The organism is Mesorhizobium sp. M0227 (assembly GCF_040321855.1).
Lineage (GTDB): Bacteria > Pseudomonadota > Alphaproteobacteria > Rhizobiales > Rhizobiaceae > Mesorhizobium.
In genome coordinates, this window is record NZ_JAMYSJ010000010.1 from 29899 (window position 1) to 45372 (window position 15474).

General features: G+C 64.2%; 12 protein-coding genes. 6 read left to right on the forward strand and 6 right to left on the reverse strand.

What is annotated here, in order from left to right; genetic code table 11:
- The first annotated feature begins 87 nt into the window (after nt 1–87).
- The 6 genes from NKJ00_RS15790 (at nt 88) to NKJ00_RS15815 (ending at nt 7465) form a co-directional block, all read left to right on the forward strand.
- A complete protein-coding gene (locus tag NKJ00_RS15790; protein WP_352611126.1) occupies nt 88–981 on the forward strand; it encodes a LysR family transcriptional regulator in 894 nt (297 codons plus the stop codon).
- A gap of 230 nt (nt 982–1211) precedes the next feature.
- Nucleotides 1212–2021 carry a septum site-determining protein MinC gene (gene minC, locus NKJ00_RS15795; RefSeq protein ID WP_352611127.1) on the forward strand — a complete coding sequence of 270 codons (810 nt, stop codon included), beginning with the start codon at nt 1212–1214 and terminating at the stop codon, nt 2019–2021.
- A gap of 66 nt (nt 2022–2087) precedes the next feature.
- Entirely contained in the window at nt 2088–2903 is an 816-nt protein-coding gene (minD, locus tag NKJ00_RS15800) for a septum site-determining protein MinD (RefSeq protein ID WP_013530671.1), read from the forward strand.
- The gene (gene minE, locus NKJ00_RS15805; protein WP_023813379.1) at nt 2900–3172 is read left to right on the forward strand and encodes a cell division topological specificity factor MinE; all 273 of its coding nucleotides are present in this window, start codon (nt 2900–2902) and stop codon (nt 3170–3172) included. The genes minD and minE overlap by 4 nt, the downstream gene beginning before the upstream one ends.
- A 295-nt stretch (nt 3173–3467) precedes the next feature.
- The gene (locus NKJ00_RS15810; protein WP_023813380.1) at nt 3468–5672 is read left to right on the forward strand and encodes a sensor domain-containing diguanylate cyclase; all 2205 of its coding nucleotides are present in this window, start codon (nt 3468–3470) and stop codon (nt 5670–5672) included.
- A gap of 326 nt (nt 5673–5998) precedes the next feature.
- Nucleotides 5999–7465 carry a coiled-coil domain-containing protein gene (locus tag NKJ00_RS15815; RefSeq protein ID WP_352611131.1) on the forward strand — a complete coding sequence of 489 codons (1467 nt, stop codon included), beginning with the start codon at nt 5999–6001 and terminating at the stop codon, nt 7463–7465.
- A gap of 281 nt (nt 7466–7746) precedes the next feature.
- Here the strand turns inward: NKJ00_RS15815 and NKJ00_RS15820 are convergent, their stop codons facing one another.
- The 6 genes from NKJ00_RS15820 to NKJ00_RS15845 form a co-directional block, all read right to left on the reverse strand.
- Nucleotides 7747–9531 carry an ABC transporter ATP-binding protein gene (locus NKJ00_RS15820; RefSeq protein WP_352611132.1) on the reverse strand — a complete coding sequence of 595 codons (1785 nt, stop codon included), beginning with the start codon at nt 9529–9531 and terminating at the stop codon, nt 7747–7749.
- A 9-nt stretch (nt 9532–9540) separates the two neighbouring features.
- The gene (locus NKJ00_RS15825; RefSeq protein ID WP_128305732.1) at nt 9541–10575 is read right to left on the reverse strand and encodes a glycosyltransferase family 2 protein; all 1035 of its coding nucleotides are present in this window, start codon (nt 10573–10575) and stop codon (nt 9541–9543) included.
- Nucleotides 10576–10579: 4 nt separating this feature from the next.
- Nucleotides 10580–11686: a glycosyltransferase family 2 protein gene (locus NKJ00_RS15830; RefSeq protein WP_352611133.1), complete on the reverse strand. Its 1107-nt coding sequence runs from the start codon at nt 11684–11686 to the stop codon at nt 10580–10582.
- On the reverse strand, nt 11683–12852 hold the full coding sequence (locus NKJ00_RS15835; protein WP_352611135.1) for an acyltransferase family protein: 1170 nt from the start codon (nt 12850–12852) through the stop codon (nt 11683–11685). Before NKJ00_RS15835 ends, NKJ00_RS15830 begins: the two co-directional genes overlap by 4 nt.
- A gap of 590 nt (nt 12853–13442) precedes the next feature.
- Nucleotides 13443–14684, reverse strand: coding sequence for an ATP-binding protein (locus NKJ00_RS15840; RefSeq protein ID WP_352441812.1), 1242 nt, complete (start codon nt 14682–14684; stop codon nt 13443–13445).
- Complete coding sequence (locus NKJ00_RS15845) at nt 14681–15409, reverse strand: response regulator (protein ID WP_127296965.1); 729 nt, start codon at nt 15407–15409, stop codon at nt 14681–14683. Before NKJ00_RS15845 ends, NKJ00_RS15840 begins: the two co-directional genes overlap by 4 nt.
- Between the last annotated feature and the right edge of the window lie 65 nt (nt 15410–15474).

The window sequence follows — 15474 nt, forward strand, 5'->3', positions numbered from 1 at the left end:
ATATTGCAGAGGAACCCATTTTATTAGGCTAAGTAATCCGCATGGACTTATCTGCTCGTGATATAAATGCCCGACGGGAGGTGCCCTATGCAGCGCGATGGCATGAAGGATCTGCTATGGTTCGTGGCGGTCGCGCGGGAGCGCAGCTTCACCAAGGCGGCGGCCAAGCTCGGAACCTCGCAGTCGACCCTGAGTTCGACAATCAAGGAGCTTGAAGCTCGTCTTGGCGTCCGTCTGCTGACACGTACGACGCGGAGCGTCGCACCAACCGAGGCCGGCGAGCGACTTTTCCAGTCTCTTGTTCCCCGCTTCGAGGAAATCGAAGCCGACCTTGCAAGTCTGGTGGCCTTTCGCGACAAGCCCTCCGGAACGGTCCGTATCACGCTGTCCGACCATGCGCTCCAGACGACCGTCTGGCCGAAGCTGCAGCCCTTGCTCAGCGACTATCCTGACGTGTGCGTCGAACTCTACAGCGACAACGGCATGAAGAACATTGTGGAGGAGCGCTTCGACGCGGGCGTGCGGCTAGGTGAGAGCATCGACAGGGATATGATCGCGGTTAGGATCGGGCCGGATTGGAGGCTCGTGGCCGTGGCTTCGCCGGAGTACTTTTCCCGCCATCCGGTTCCGACCGCGCCCCAGGACCTGGTCGATCATGACTGCATCAATATGCGGCAGGCGACGTTCGGCGGATTATATGCCTGGGAATTCGCCAAGCAAGGCCGCGACCTTCGTGTGCGGGTGGAAGGCCAGCTCACCTTCAATTCGTCCATCCCCATGATCGAGGCTGCGATAAGCGGTTTCGGGATCGCCTATGTCCCGGAAAACCTCGTCAGCCACCATATCGCCACGGGATGCCTTAGGCTCGTGCTTGACGATTGGAGTCCGCCATTTGCTGGCTATCACCTGTACTACCCGAGCAGGCGACAGCTCTCGCCTGCGATGGCGATGATCGTCGACGCGCTTCGTCATCGCATCTGACCCCCAAGACTGTGCATTGGCAAATGGGGTCCCGCGCGCAAAGCTTTCGTGGCGCGCTGCTGCCTCAAAAACCCGCAGCGCATTGAGTGAAAGGAAACGGATCGACTGTCACTGCCTTGGCGTTGGCTGACCTTCCAACTTCTCGCAAATTGGCCCTCCACCCCCTCGAATTAACCATTCGTTAACCATTCCCTCGCTAGCGTTTACCTCTCAGTAAGGATTCGCCAGCCGTGACCTTTGCCGCCCCCCTCGAGGCCAAATCCATTCGCTTTCGTGCTCGTTCTTTCGTCGCTTTCACGCTGACGCCCGAAGCGCCTTTGGACGTGTGGCTCGAGGGGCTGGATCACTGGATCGGCAACTCGCCCGGCTATTTTGCCGGGCGGCCGGTGGTGCTTGATCTCAACACCTTGAAGCCCGATGTCGCCGCGATCGAATCGCTGGTCGACGTGCTTGGCCATCGCGGCATTCGTGTCTACGCCATCGAGCTCGACGGCTACGCCGCACTCGCGCCCAACCTGCCGCCGGTTTTGGTCGGTGCCAAGGAGGCGACGACGGATGGGTTGCTGCCCCGCGAGGCGCGGGCGGAGAGTTTCGACAAGGCCGAGGGCAGGGCGCCTGAACAACTCGCGGACGCGGGTAGCTCGGCCAAGGTCGGCGACGGCAAGGCTGACGCAAGCAAGGCCGGCGATAGCGAGCCGCAGGTTGAAGCTTCGGGCACGCTCATGATCAAGGCGCCGATCCGCTCCGGCCAGGCGATCGTGCATCCGCATGGCGACGTCATCGTGCTGGGTTCGGTCGCGTCCGGTTCGGAGATCATCGCGGCGGGCTCGATCCATGTCTACGGCACGCTGCGCGGGCGCGCTTCGGCGGGTGCGCTGGGCAACAGGGGCGCGCGTATCTTCTGCCGCAAGAACGAGGCCGAGCTTCTGGCGGTCGACGGCTGGTACGTCACCGCCGAGGAGATGGAAGGGGTTTCGCGCGGCAAGCCGGTGCAGGCGTTTCTCGACGGGGACGCGCTGCGGGTTTCGACGCTGAGCTGACATTCGTTTCGATATTGGGGCGGCCGATGGTCGCCCGACCAAGAAAACAACAACGGAGGCTTTTCAATGGGCAAGGTAGTGGTGGTCACCTCGGGCAAGGGGGGCGTCGGCAAGACGACCTCGACGGCGGCCCTCGGGGCGGCCGTGGCCAAGACCGGCAAGAAGGTGGCCTTGGTCGACTTTGACGTCGGCCTGCGCAACCTCGACCTGATCATGGGCGCCGAGCGGCGGGTGGTGTTCGACCTCGTCAACGTCATCCAGGGCCAGGCGAAACTCTCGCAGGCGCTGATTCGCGACAAGCGGGTCGAGACGCTGTTCCTGCTGCCTGCCTCGCAGACGCGCGACAAGGATGCGCTGACCGAGGAGGGCGTCGGCGAAGTCATCGACAAGCTGCGCTCGGTGTTCGACTACGTGTTCTGCGACAGCCCGGCCGGCATCGAGCGCGGCGCGCAGCTCGCCATGCGCTTTGCCGACGAGGCGGTCATCGTCACCAATCCGGAAGTGTCGTCGGTGCGCGATTCCGATCGCATCATCGGCCTGCTCGACGCCCGCACCTTGCGGGCCGAGCAGGGCGAGCAGATCGCCAAGCATGTGCTGGTCACCCGCTACGATGCAGCGCGCGCCTCGCGTGGCGAAATGCTGTCCATCGATGACGTGCTGGAAATCCTGTCCGTGCCGCTGCTCGGCATCATTCCGGAAAGCCAGGACGTGCTGCGCGCCTCCAACCTCGGTTCGCCGGTGACGCTGTCGGAGCCGCTCAATTCTGCCGCCAAGGCTTATATCGACGCTGCCAGGCGGCTGGAGGGCGAGGAATTGCCCGTCATCGTGCCCTTCGAGCGCAAGGGCTTCCTCGATCGTCTTTTGGGAAGGAGGGCGGCATGAACCTGCTCGACATCTTCAAGCGGCGCTCCAGCGCCCCGGTGGCGCGCGAGCGGCTGCAAGTGCTGCTCGCCTATGAGCGCCGCAACCGCAGCCAGCCCGATCTCGTCTCCATCCTGCGCGAGGAGATCATGGCCGTCATCGCCAAGCATGTGCAGATCGACCAGGACTATCTGCAGGTCTCGATGGACCGCGGCGAGACCATGTCGACGCTGGAAATCGACATCCAGATCCCCAACAAAAGCGCCGTGCCGATGGCCATGGCGGGGTGACTTTACCCTCCCCCTTGTGGGGGTCCGAAGGAAGGGCGAGACCGGTGGCTCGCCCCGGCAAGTCGATCCGCAAAGCGGATCGGGGTGGGGGTTGGCGCCAGCACCCCCACCCGGACCTGCGGTCCGACCTCCCCACAAGGGGGAGGTGGGGAGCCCAGTCCGCTCCCTCCGCGTGTGGAGCGGCATCGCCTGCCATCGTTAGGACGTTGATAAGCATTTGGTAATAAAAAGCCGGAAATGAGATGCTGGCTCGATTTGACATGCGCAATGCTGTCGTTCTCGGCGGAGCCATGACATGCGTATCAAGAGCCAGATCATTCTCTCCATGGTGGCCGCCGCGGCCCTGATCGGGCTGGTCGGCGGCGTTGCGATCTTTACGCAGATCGCGGCGACCAAATCGTTGGGGTTGACCGAAGCGACCAACGTCGCGCGGGAATTGGCCGACACCATCGTTTTCAAATCATCCGATGGGACGCCTTCGCTGCTCGAGCGGCCCGAGGCGCTCAAGCAATTCATGGAGCACCAGCACCGCCGCCTGCACCGGGATTTCCTGGTCCTCGACAACAACAAGACCATCCTTGCCCATGCCGCCGACGAAGAGCACCAGGTCGGCGACAAATTCGGTCACGACCCCGGCAACGAAATAGGCCAGACCTTGGCGGACGGCATTCCGCGCAGATTTGTCGACCCGGAGGAAGTGAACGCCATACTGGCCGTTCCGATCGAAAATCCCGAGGATACGATCATCGGCGCCGTGCTGCTGGAATATGACCCCGTTCTGCAGGCCGCCGAACAAAGCACCAACAGCCTGCTCTGGCTGGTTGGCCTCAGCGCGACGGCCGCCGTGCTGGTCGCGGTCGGCTTCGCATGGCTGCTGCTCCGTCGTTTCAGCTCTGGCCTCGGGGACATGATGCGCGGCATGGAAGCGCTGGCGAAAGGCAACGCCATGACGCGCATCAGCCACGCCCGCAACGATGAATTCGGGCAGCTGGCCCATGGCTTCAACACGATGGCGGACCAGCTTGCATCGGCGCGTGCGCATGTCGAGGACATCGTCGAAACGGCTGCCGAAGGCATCGCGGTTCTGAACGGCGACGGCCGCGTCGCCAGCGCCAATCCAGCGGCGGCAACGATGATCGGGCGGCGCGCCGACAAGATCGTCGGGCAGCAATGGGATTCGGTGCTGACGGTTCGCGACCCCAGAGGCGGTGCGTTCGCCGCTGGCGCTTCTCCCATCGAAATGGCGTTAGCCACGGGCCGGCAACACCAGGGCGAAGTGCGCCTGACCAGATCCGACGGCTCGCATCTGCCGGTCATCGCCAGTTGCAGTCCGCTCAGCAGGTCCGAAGGCGGCCTGGTCCTCACGCTCAACGACATCAGCGAGCTGCGCCGCGCGGAAGGAGTGGTCAACGAGCGTGCCGATCAGCTGGCGCTCCTCAACCGCGAGCTGCACGACAAGTCCGAGACCACGACCCGTCTGGTGAAGCTTGGCGAACTGCTGCAGGCCTGCGTCACCTTCCCGGAAGCGTTCTCGGTGGTCGGCACGGCCATGGCCGAGTTCCTCGGTGGCTTGAGCGGAACCGTCCACTTGACCAGCGCGTCGCGCAACCTGGTGGAAGAGATGGCGCATTGGGGCGACGTCCGCTCGAGCGCCACGCAATTCGCGCCGGAAGACTGCTGGGCGCTCAGGCGCGGCCAGGAACATGTCGCTGGCCCCGGCATGCTCACGCCGCGCTGCGCGCATATCACCGAGAACGGCAAGAAGGGCTATGTCTGCATGCCTCTGGCGGCCCAAGGCGAGACGCTGGGCATCCTTCATCTGTGCGAGCCGAATGCGGCCGAGAAGCCACAATGGCTGACTGAAAGACAGCAGATCCTGCGCGGTGTCGTCGACACGCTGGCGCTCGCCCTGGCCAATCTGCGCCTGCGCGAGACGCTGCGGCAGCAGTCGATCCGCGATCCGAACACCAGTCTGTTCAACCGGCGATATCTCGAGGAGACGAGCAGCCGCGAACTGCGCCGGATGGAGCGCTCGGGCCAGCCGCTGGTGATCATCATGCTCGATGTCGACCATTTCAAGCAGTTCAACGATACGTTCGGCCACGAAGCCGGCGATCTCGTCCTGAAGCAGGTCGCCGCCACCTTGATCGAGCACGCCAGGGATAGCGATGTCGTGTCGCGCTACGGCGGCGAGGAGTTTGCCCTGGTCATGCCGGGAAGCTCGGTCCAGGAAGGTGCCGAGCGGGCGGAAGCGCTGCGCCAGGCAATCAGGAAGCTTCATTTGACGCATCGCGGCCGAACGCTGGGCACCGTCACAGCCTCGTTCGGTGTCGCCGCCTACCCCGAGCATGGCGTGGGCTGGGCCGAATTGACCAACGCCGCGGATCACGCGCTCTACGAGGCCAAGGGTAGTGGGCGCGACCGCGTCGCCATCGCGCTGGGCAACGCGTCCGGCGAGCGACCTCCGATCCAGTTGGTACCAGCCCCGAAAAGCAGCTGAGACCGTTTGGGGTAGAGCACTCGGCCCGGCCCGCGATAGTCATCCTGCGCCTGCCAAGAGGGATCAGGCAAGTTCTCTCTGCCCTCGAGGTCTCGCGCGCGGGCTCTTCCTGAGCGGCCGCGGTCTTGCCGTCCTTCAGACCTCCACACTGTCAGAGGATCCGGCTCTTTTCGGCTGCGGCATTGGTTGTTCGGGCTATTTCAACCCCCAAATGTCCCAAATTTACCTTTGTGCCGACGGGGCTTCCCCTGCGCAAGCAGCGGATGTAAGGATATATTAGCAATTTGTTAAGTTCGAAGCGAGGTATGCGTAAGGGGAGTTTGGTGATGAACTTCAGAGGCCTGATCAAGCGTGCTGAAGACGTGGATAAAGCGATCCAGGACCTGCAGATCGATTTGGCGGACGCGCTGGATGCAAGTCTCGACGCCAACGACCTGGTGCCGTCGGAGAGCGACGATGTGCCGGATGCCCAGGCGGCAGCCGATGACGGGCCACCCCAGGCCGACGCGGCAAATGACGACAACGCCAGGAAGGCCGACGCTGCGGGCGATGCGGACAGTTCCGAAACCGCGCCACGACTGACGGCCCATACACAGACCCGGCTGGCTGCATTGAGCGCCTTCGAAGGTCTCTTCCATGACGCCAGGGACTATCTGGAGGAGATCAACGACAAGCTGTCGGAGATCGGCACCTCACACCATCTGACGCGTGAATTCCTCAACATCCTGCACAGCGACATCCTGCGCGCCAACGAGCTGGAGGTTGCCAATGCCGCTCTGGCCGCCGAACAGAGGGCGCTGTCGGAGAAGCTGCACGATGCGACGAGAAAATTGCGCGAGCGTGACGGCGCTTTCGAAGCGCTGCAGCAGCGCGAGACAAGCCTGGTTCAGGACCGGGAGACGCTTCGTGCGGCACTTGCCGCGGTAAGGCTGGAACTGGTGGAGACAGCCAATGCGAGCGCCAAACGTGAAGCGGAGTTCGGCGACATCGCCAAGCGGCTGACCGCCAGGACGGTCGAGGCCAACAGGCGCTTGCGCGAAAGCAAGATGCTGCGCGAAAAGCACGTCAACCTCTCGATCGAACTCGACAAGGCGCTGAAGCGGGAATCGCAGGCGCGCCACAGGCTCGACGAGCTCTCGACGATCCATGCCAGCGAAGCAGCGCGGCTGGCGGAGCTGCTGGCCGCGCTCGGCAAGAGCGACAAAGAGGAGATGCGGCTCCAGAAGTCGCTCGAGGCCGCACAGGCGAAGCTGTCGGAAACGAACGAAGCAGCACGCATGATGGAAGGCGACAAGGAAGCCGAGCTGGCTCGCAGCCAGGCGGAAATGCGCGGGTTGAGCTCGGAGATCCAGAACCTGCAATCGCGGCTGGAGCAAACCTCGACCGAAAACAGCGAAGCCGCAGGCGAGATCGCCAGGCTCAAGAGCGAACTGAACGATGCCTTGGCCGAAAAGAAGATCGCCGATGAAAGATTGTCCGCGCTGACCCAGGAGAGCGAAAGCGACAAGATGAGTCTTTCCAAGGTGAACGCCAACCTTTCTCAGCTGACGCTGCAACAGGCGTCCGAACAGATACAGTTCGACGTGCAGAGGCAGGAATGCGAGGACCTCAAAGCTGAAATCGCATCGCTCAATGCCCGCATCAAGGAACTGCTGCCCTACGAGCGGCTCCACAAGGCCACCAATGGCAGGCCGCGCGAGGACGGCGTGGTCGAGATAGCCGGGGCGATGGCGAAGAAAGCACGGACGACGGGCAGGCGGCGCATGCGCAGGAATGTCGGCGCCGCTAGCTGAAGTGTGGCGCTGAAGGGCTTCAGGTGACCCGCTTCAGGTCTTTTGTGCATGGGAGGCCGGCACCTCACCCGGAGAGTAAGCCCAATGGGGCACCGGCCAGGCGGATCGACAGGTCCGCCGCACAGGCAAGGTAGCGCGCCTCGGTCCCGCACGGCATTGGTGCGATCACGGAAGGTGCCAGCGGCACTTCCCCAAGCTTCTGATTCGAACCTTTGCGACGGCCCGCCGGCCGGAGGCTGCAAACACGCCCGGGAAACGATCGCGGCCGGCCCGGTGCCTCCTCAGTCGAGCGGCTCGTGCTGATAAAGCTCGTCCATGCTGAGCGAGGCCAGGGCGCCGAAAGGGGCCTGCTTTTTCACGCGGCCGCCGCTCAGGATGACCACGTCGTCGCAGAACGAGATTGTGCTGTGGTGGTGGCTGATGACGATAGTCGTGCGGCGGCCGGCTCTCGACTTCAGGGTCTCGACGATGGCCGCTTCCGACAGCCCGTCCACCGCATTGGTGGCTTCGTCCAGGATGAGGAGATCGGGATCGCGGACCAGGGCTCTCGCCAAGGCGATCCGCTGCCTCTGTCCCGCCGACAGATTGACGCCCCTGTAGCCGACCAGCGTCTCGTAGCCCTGAGGCAGCCTTTCGATGAACTCGTGCGCTTCGGCCAGTCTTGCGGCGGCCTCGGCGTCGCCGGCTGTCGCCGTATCCTGCCCGTAGGTTATGTTTTCAAAAATGCTGCCATCGACCAATTCCAGTTCCTGACTGGCCAGGGCGATGTGCCGTCGCCACTGGCTGGCGTCGATCCCGTCGAGCGGCGATCCATCGACGAGGATGCTGCCAGTGTCCGGTTCGACGAAGCGGCACAGGAGATTGACGATCGTCGTTTTGCCGGCGCCCGAGCGGCCGATCAGCGCCGTCGAGCGGCCGCCGCGGATTTCGAATGTCGCCGCATGCAGCACGACCTCGCGCCGGTCCGTACCGGAATAGGTGAATGTCACATCGTCGAACTTGATGCCCTGGCGCAGGCCGTGGAACGGCTCGTCGCCTTGCGGCGGTTGCGGCTTGCCGGCGGGATCCAGCAGCCATGTCACCTCTTCGAGCGATCCGCTCAGGCCCTGCAACTGGCTCCACGACCCCTGCAGGGCCCGCATATGCGGCTGCAGCCTGTAGAGCAGGATGACGAACGCGATGATCAGCGGGAAACTCACCTGCGCCAGCCAGGCGCCGATCACCACCGCCAGGAACAGCATGGCGTGGAGAACCTCCGTCAGCGGCGGCAGCGCTCCCTGGCGCACGAGCAGCGCGAAGGAGGCGCGGCGAACCGCATCCGACGCCGTGTCGAATATCGCCTTTTCCCGGTTCTCCTGTCCGAAGATGCGGATCAGCCGTCCGGCATGCACAAGGTGAAGCATCTGCGAGGCGAGGTGGCCGTTGCGCGAAGCGACGCTGCGGCTGGGCTCCTTCAGATTGGCAGAGAGGATGGCGTGCGCGATCTGGACGAGCGCCAGTCCGAGCGTGACCAGAAGCGTCATGCGCCACGAAAGCAGCAACAGGAAAGCCAAGAGGATGATGGCGGCCGATGCGCTGACGATGGCCGACAGCATGATCTGGATCGCATCGGAGGCCCGCCAGGATTCGTTGGAGATGATGTTGAGCAGGCGCCCGGGGCTTTGCCGCAGGAAGAATGGGTAGCCGACCCGCAACAGCTGCTCCGACAGGGCGCTGCGGATGGAATGGCTTGCCTTGCCGGAGATGAAGGTCGTCAGCAGCGTGTTGGCGAAGGCGAAGACGTTCTTCAGGATGATCGAGCCGAGGATGGCGACCGAAATGACGATCAGCCGGTGGCGCTCGCTCAAGCCCGATCCGACATGCTGGAGGACAGCGGAGAAGCCGCCCATTCCGGCCGCATCCCCATGTCCCATGATGATGCCCAGCAATGGGATGATCAGGCCGATGCCGAACCCTTCGAGGACGGCGCTGAGCAGGCCGAGTACCACCACCGCCGGAAGCAGGCGCAGTTGCCGCTTTCCGCACGCCCGGAACAGCATCGGCAGGCTTGGCGGCAGCATCGGCATTATAGCGTTTCACCTCGCCTGGGCATTGGCTTGCTGATCTTGCCGCACTGGCTCGGCCCGCGGCCGTCTGGCCAGAAGGAGAACCGCGAACCTGGCCGCGCCGAGCAAATTCATGGCGACGATCGGCCAGTGCGGCAGGTTGAGTTCACGATCGAAGGCGGGGCCTCCCGCCAATTCCCGGATAGCCCCTCTTGCGGCCCAGCAGAAATGGCGAAGCAGCCAGGGCGCATGGCGAATATGCTTCAGGCAGAGCCCGCCATTGCCCAGGCTGTAGTCGCGGTGGAGCTTTTCGATGGCTTTGCGATCCCGCCGGCCATGATGATGGAATATCGTCATATCAGGCACATACTCGACTGCGATGCCGAGCAGCATCGCGCGCACGAGATAATCGGTATCCTCGGCCGACCGCAATGGTCCGCCCGCGCCGAAGCGTTCGTCGAAATAGCCGATGCGGGCCGCGACGTCGCGGTGCATCGTCATGTTGCAGCCCAGCACGAAACCGCCGGGATGAACATCTGGCGTCAGCCGCTCGCGCGCCCACGACCGCTTGATGGTGAACGGCAAATCCCTGGCATCGCCAAGCTCGACACGTCCGCCCCGGATGAGCCATTGTTCCCCGGACGCATAGTGTCGCTCCAGATCGCGCAAATAGTCGCGATGGACCGCGCAGTCATCGTCGACGAAGACCAGCACACGGCCGCGCGCGCGCCGCAGCCCGGCGTTGCGCGCGGCCGCCAGTCCGGGGCGCGGCTCGCAGACCGGCGTGAACGGAATGTCCGACGCAGCGGCGATGCTGGCCAGGCGTTCGGCCGTGCGGTCGCTCGAACCGTTGTCGACGACCACGAGTTCGGCGGCGAAGCCGGCATGTGCGCGGCACGCGGCTTGCACCGACTTGATACAGGCATCGAGCACGGCGACGCGATTGCGCGTGCAGATGATGAAGCTGACTTCCGGCGCCGCTCGTTCCGGGCGGGGACCGGCCGGGGCAGGGCCAAGCGCCGTCGAACGATCGCGCTGCAGAGGTTGGTTGGCTTTGACGATCATGCCCCTAACTCAACCGATGAGACGCCAGAACCGCCGCGGCGGGCGCGGATTTGAAGAAGTATGCCATGGCATCGGCTTGTCTGGCGGCCGACAGCGAGGCAAGGCTGAGCCAGGGCGCCCAGGCGCCGGGCCGCAGCGCATATTGCTCGCGGCGCCGGATGGCATTCCATTTCGCGGTCCGCGTCAGCAATTCATGCGTCAGCGCGGGCTGCTTTTCGTCGGCCACCAGCTGGTAGAGGAAATAGAACAGGTTCAGCGCGCCGGCCTCGAAGCTCGGCCGCGTCGCCGCCGGCAGCGAGCGGATTTCCTCCTCCAGCGCGACGATGAAGCCGGCCGCACGGGCAACCGTGTCGTGGCTGACCGCGTCGCCAATGTCGCGCAGGTCCCGCGTGGCCTGCGCCAGGCCCTCGCGCTCGAGGTTCTCGGCCACGATCCGCAAATGCGTCCTGCGCATCTCCTTGACGTGCCGGCTGGTCACGCTTGCCTGATGGACGCGGTACACGACCAGGTTTTCGGGCATCATGGCTGCCGGGTAGCGGCTGGCCAGCCGCCTGAAAAGATCGAAGTCCTCGGCGTGCCTGTAGGTCTGGTCGTAGTGGAGAACGCCGTCGTCGATGACCTTCCTGTTGTAGACGACCGTCGGGTGCATGAAGATCGTGAAGAACATCGCCAATACAGGGATGCGGCCGAACTGGAACACCGGATCCGGCCTGCCGATGGCGATGCGGCCGCGGATCAACATGTCGACGCCGGCGCCGCAGAAGCCCAGTTCGGGCCGCCGCTCGAACAGCGCCACCTGGCGCGACAAACGCCAGGGATAGGCGACGTCGTCGGCGTCCATCCGCGCGACCAGTTCGCCCCGGGCGAGCGCCAGCCCTTCGTTGAGCGTCGCGACAAGGCCGCGGTTTTCACGCGAGACGATCGAAATGCGGCTGTCGGCCTTTTGGCAGCGCTCGAGTATCTCGAGCGAATTGTCGGTCGAGCCGTCATCGATAGCGATGATCTCCAGGCGGCCGTAGTCCTGCCGCAGGATGCTTCCCAGCGCGGCGGCGAGATAGGGGCCGGCATTGTAGACCGGCAACAGGACGGAGACGAGCGGCGCGGCGGTCATCGTCTTGCATCCGTGCGCTGGAGTTCGAGCGCCGGTGTGCGGCCATCGGGCGATCCGCCGGCCGCCGTCGCGAGCCAGCCGCCAGGGCTGCCCTGTGCGGAGCGGGTGCGCGCGACATAGGGGAAGTGGCGCTTCAGGCTGTTGAGCGGCCTCTCGAAAACCACCCAGGAAATCGAGGCCGCGACAATCGTGGCGGCGCTCGCAACCAGGAATCGCCCTGGCCCTTGCTCCGAGACGTTGAGCGGAATCCAGGGCTGCGCCTTGACGGCGAGCGACAGCAATATCGGATGGTAGAGATAGATGCCGTAGCTGATGCGGCCGAGGCCAAGCAGCGGCGGCAGTTCGGCAAGCTTGCCCAGGATGCCGCCAAGGCCGCGCGAACAGGCGGCTACGATGACCATCAGTGGCACCAGGGGCAGGACCTGCCGCACGAGCCAGTGGGTCCATTCCAGCATCGGATCGGCAGGCGCTGGCACAAACCACTCGATGACAAGGAATGCGGCCGCGAAGCCAGGCCAGCCCAGTCGCATCCAATGCGGCAGGGCCGCCCCCCTGGACCGCCAGCAGGCAAGCAGCGCGCCCGTCGCCAGCGCATCCATGGACGCCGGCGGCAGCAGGTCGCGCGCCAGCGCCGGCGTGGCGGTGATCGGCCAATAGAAGCGATAGGCCAGCGACAGTGCGATGACGCCGATGCAGATCTGTTCGAAGCGGCGGCGTGGGGCCAAAAGGACGACCAGCGGCCAGGCAAGATAGAACTGCTCCTCGATGCTCAGGCTCCAGAAATGGCACAGCACCCAAGGGTTCCAGTCATTGCGCAGCGCATACCAGAAATTCGACAGGTAAAGCGCATGCCAGACCAGCGATCCCCTGGATTGGTCCAGGTCGACCAGCCAGACGAAACCCAGGACGGCAAAATAGGGCGGAAATATCCGCAAGCCTCGCCTGATATAGAAGGATCGCAGCGCGGGGCCGGTCTCGAATTCGGCGGCCGAACGCGCGTCCAGGAGCAGGCGCGTGATGAGGAAGCCGCTCAGCACGAAGAACAGCCGCACGCCGATATGGCCCCAGAATGAAGATCCTCCAGCGGCGAAGAAATGGGAATACAACACCATCGTCACGGCGATGGCTCTCAACGCATCAAGTTGGACGTCGCGGGCGCTTCCCATCAGCGGCTTCCGCCGGCGTTACGCCAGCCCGCCGTTTCGAGCGGCAGGCCAAGGCGGACGAGATCCGCCATGGCGCCGGCAAACGCGCGCTTTGCGAGTCCGATTGGGGCGAGTCCGATCGGGCTCGGCCCGAAATCGACGGACGGACAGCTCAAGCTAGTCAACCTGACGGGATCCTCCACGGCATATGTCCAGTCGCAAACGAGTCCCCCGGGAGATCGTTCGGCTACGGCATTGTGCGGCGCAACACAAAAAATCTACCCAGCTGAAATACTTATGTGAGCAAGCGCTAAAAATTGACAAAAACCGGGCGGTTATCGCCAATTTTGGCAATTTTCTTCAGAACTTAAACGCTGTGGTTTAAGTTGTTCCGATGTTCCCGCCTCGGTTGATCGGAGAACACTTGGCTTGAGAGCCTGGTTCTTTGTTAGATCACAAGAAATTTTGTAATCTATATTTTGGATATATGGGCTCGGTCCTGGATCCTTAGAGAAATGATTTGGAACCATTGGCTTTGCGCGGTGCAGCATCGTCTCTATTTTTCGTCGGTTGCCGTGCGCAACGCCGGTTACTCGGCTGACCGCCGACCGTCACACGGCCTCGAACACCACCGTCTGCTCCAGTCCGCCGCCCCGGCGGTTTTGCAGCGTCACGATGCCGCCGTAGCGCTCGATGATTTCCTTGGCGATGGCGAGGCCAAGACCGGCTCCGGGAACGGATTGCAGGCGGCCGGGGTCGACGCGGAAGAAGGGCTCGAACGCCTTGTTCAGGAGTTCCGTGGGTATGCCCGGGCCATGGTCAGATATGGTCAGCACGGCGCGATTGTCGGCTGCGGCCAAGTCGATGCGGCACGCCTTGCCATGGGTGGCGGCGTTGACGATCAGGTTGCGCAAGGCGCGGCGCAGGCCAAGCGCGCCGGCCCGCACGCAAACCTTGTCCAGGTGCCCGATCGAGACGGCATGGCCGAGCGATACCATCTCGGCTTCGATATCGCGCACCGTCTTTGCCAGGTCGACCGGTTCGACGGCGTCCTGGTTCACTTCTTCGCGCACCAAGCGGATGGCGCTATCGGCGATGCGGTCGAGTTCGTCGAGGTCGTGAAGCCATTTGTCGCGTTCGTCGTCGAGGAATTCGGCGCGCAGCCGCATGCGCGTCATCGGCGTTCGCAGATCATGGCCGGCGGCGGCGACCAGCCGCATTCGGCTTTCCATGGCGGTCCGCAGCCGCGACGAGAGCTGGTTCAGCGCATGCGCGGTGGCCTTGACCTCGGCCGAGCCCACTTCCGGCACCGCCGCCAGGACGCCATCCGATCCGATCTTGGAGACGGCGGCCTCCAGCATCTCGAGCGGGCGGATCAGCACCGAGGTGAAATAGACCGACACCGCCGTGGCGCCGGCGACGATCAGCGAGATCCAGCCGGCCAAGACCAGCCATTCGCGCCTTGGGGGCTTGAGATGCGGCACCTCCATGATCGCCCAGCGGCGGTCAGGCAGGTGCATCGATGCGATCTGGCCGGGTTCGTCCGTCTTCTCGTTGACGACCGCCGGAAAGTCGAGGCCACGGCGGTGCAGGATGTCGTTGAGCATCGCCGTTTCCGCACGAGCCACCTTGCCGCCCGCCGGATGGTCGGCGAATTGCACCCGCAGGACGTCGGGGATCGGCCCCGGCAAAAGCCGCACCACCAGTTCCATCTGTTGGGCAATCCAGGGCACGGTCAGTTCCGGCGGCGGTCCGCCGCCGCGCACGCTGATGACGGCGGCCGTCGCCAGGCCGACGACGCCGACGATCGAGGCGACCAGCAGCAGGATGAGACGGCGGCGCAGCGAGTTCACGCGTGGCTCTCCACGGTCTCGACGCGCGCGGTGAGTTGGTAGCCGCCATTGCGCACGGTCTTGAACAGCGGCCCGTCGCCGGTGTCGGAAAATTTCCGGCGCAGCCGGCTCACCAGCACATCGACCGAACGCTCCAGCGGGTCGCGCTCGCGGCCTTGCGTCAGGTCGAGAAGCTGGTCGCGCGATAAAAGCCGGCCGGGGCGGTCGAGAAACACCTGCAAGAGGTCGAACTCGGCGCCCGTAAGGTCGACGGCCACGCCTTGTGCATCCGTCACCTTGCGGGTGTCCGGCTCCAGCCTGTAGCCGGCGAAGCGGTAGGTACGCGCGCGAGGGGAGGCGGGCGCCTCCTCGGGAGCCGAGCGCCTGAGCACGGCGCGGATGCGGGCAATGAGCTCACGCGGGTTGAACGGCTTGCCGAGATAGTCGTCGGCGCCGAGTTCCAGGCCGATGATGCGGTCGACATCTTCTTTCAGCGCCGTCAGCAGGATGACCGGGATATGCGGCTTGCGGTCACGCAAGGCCCGGCAGATATCGAGCCCCGAGCCGTCCGGCAGCATGACGTCGAGCACGATCAGGTCGAACTGGCCCGCGCCCAGCCTCTGTTCGCATTCGCGCCGGTCCGCCGCAGCTGTGACACGAAAGCCCTGGCTGTCGAGATAGCGCTGGAGAAGCGTCCTGATCTCGCGGTCGTCGTCGACGACGAGGATATGGGGTTGTGACTGCATGACCGTGCCCTTGCCTTGGCCGCGATTATAGGGAGAGCCGCGTCCAAGCGGCACGGAAAATTGCA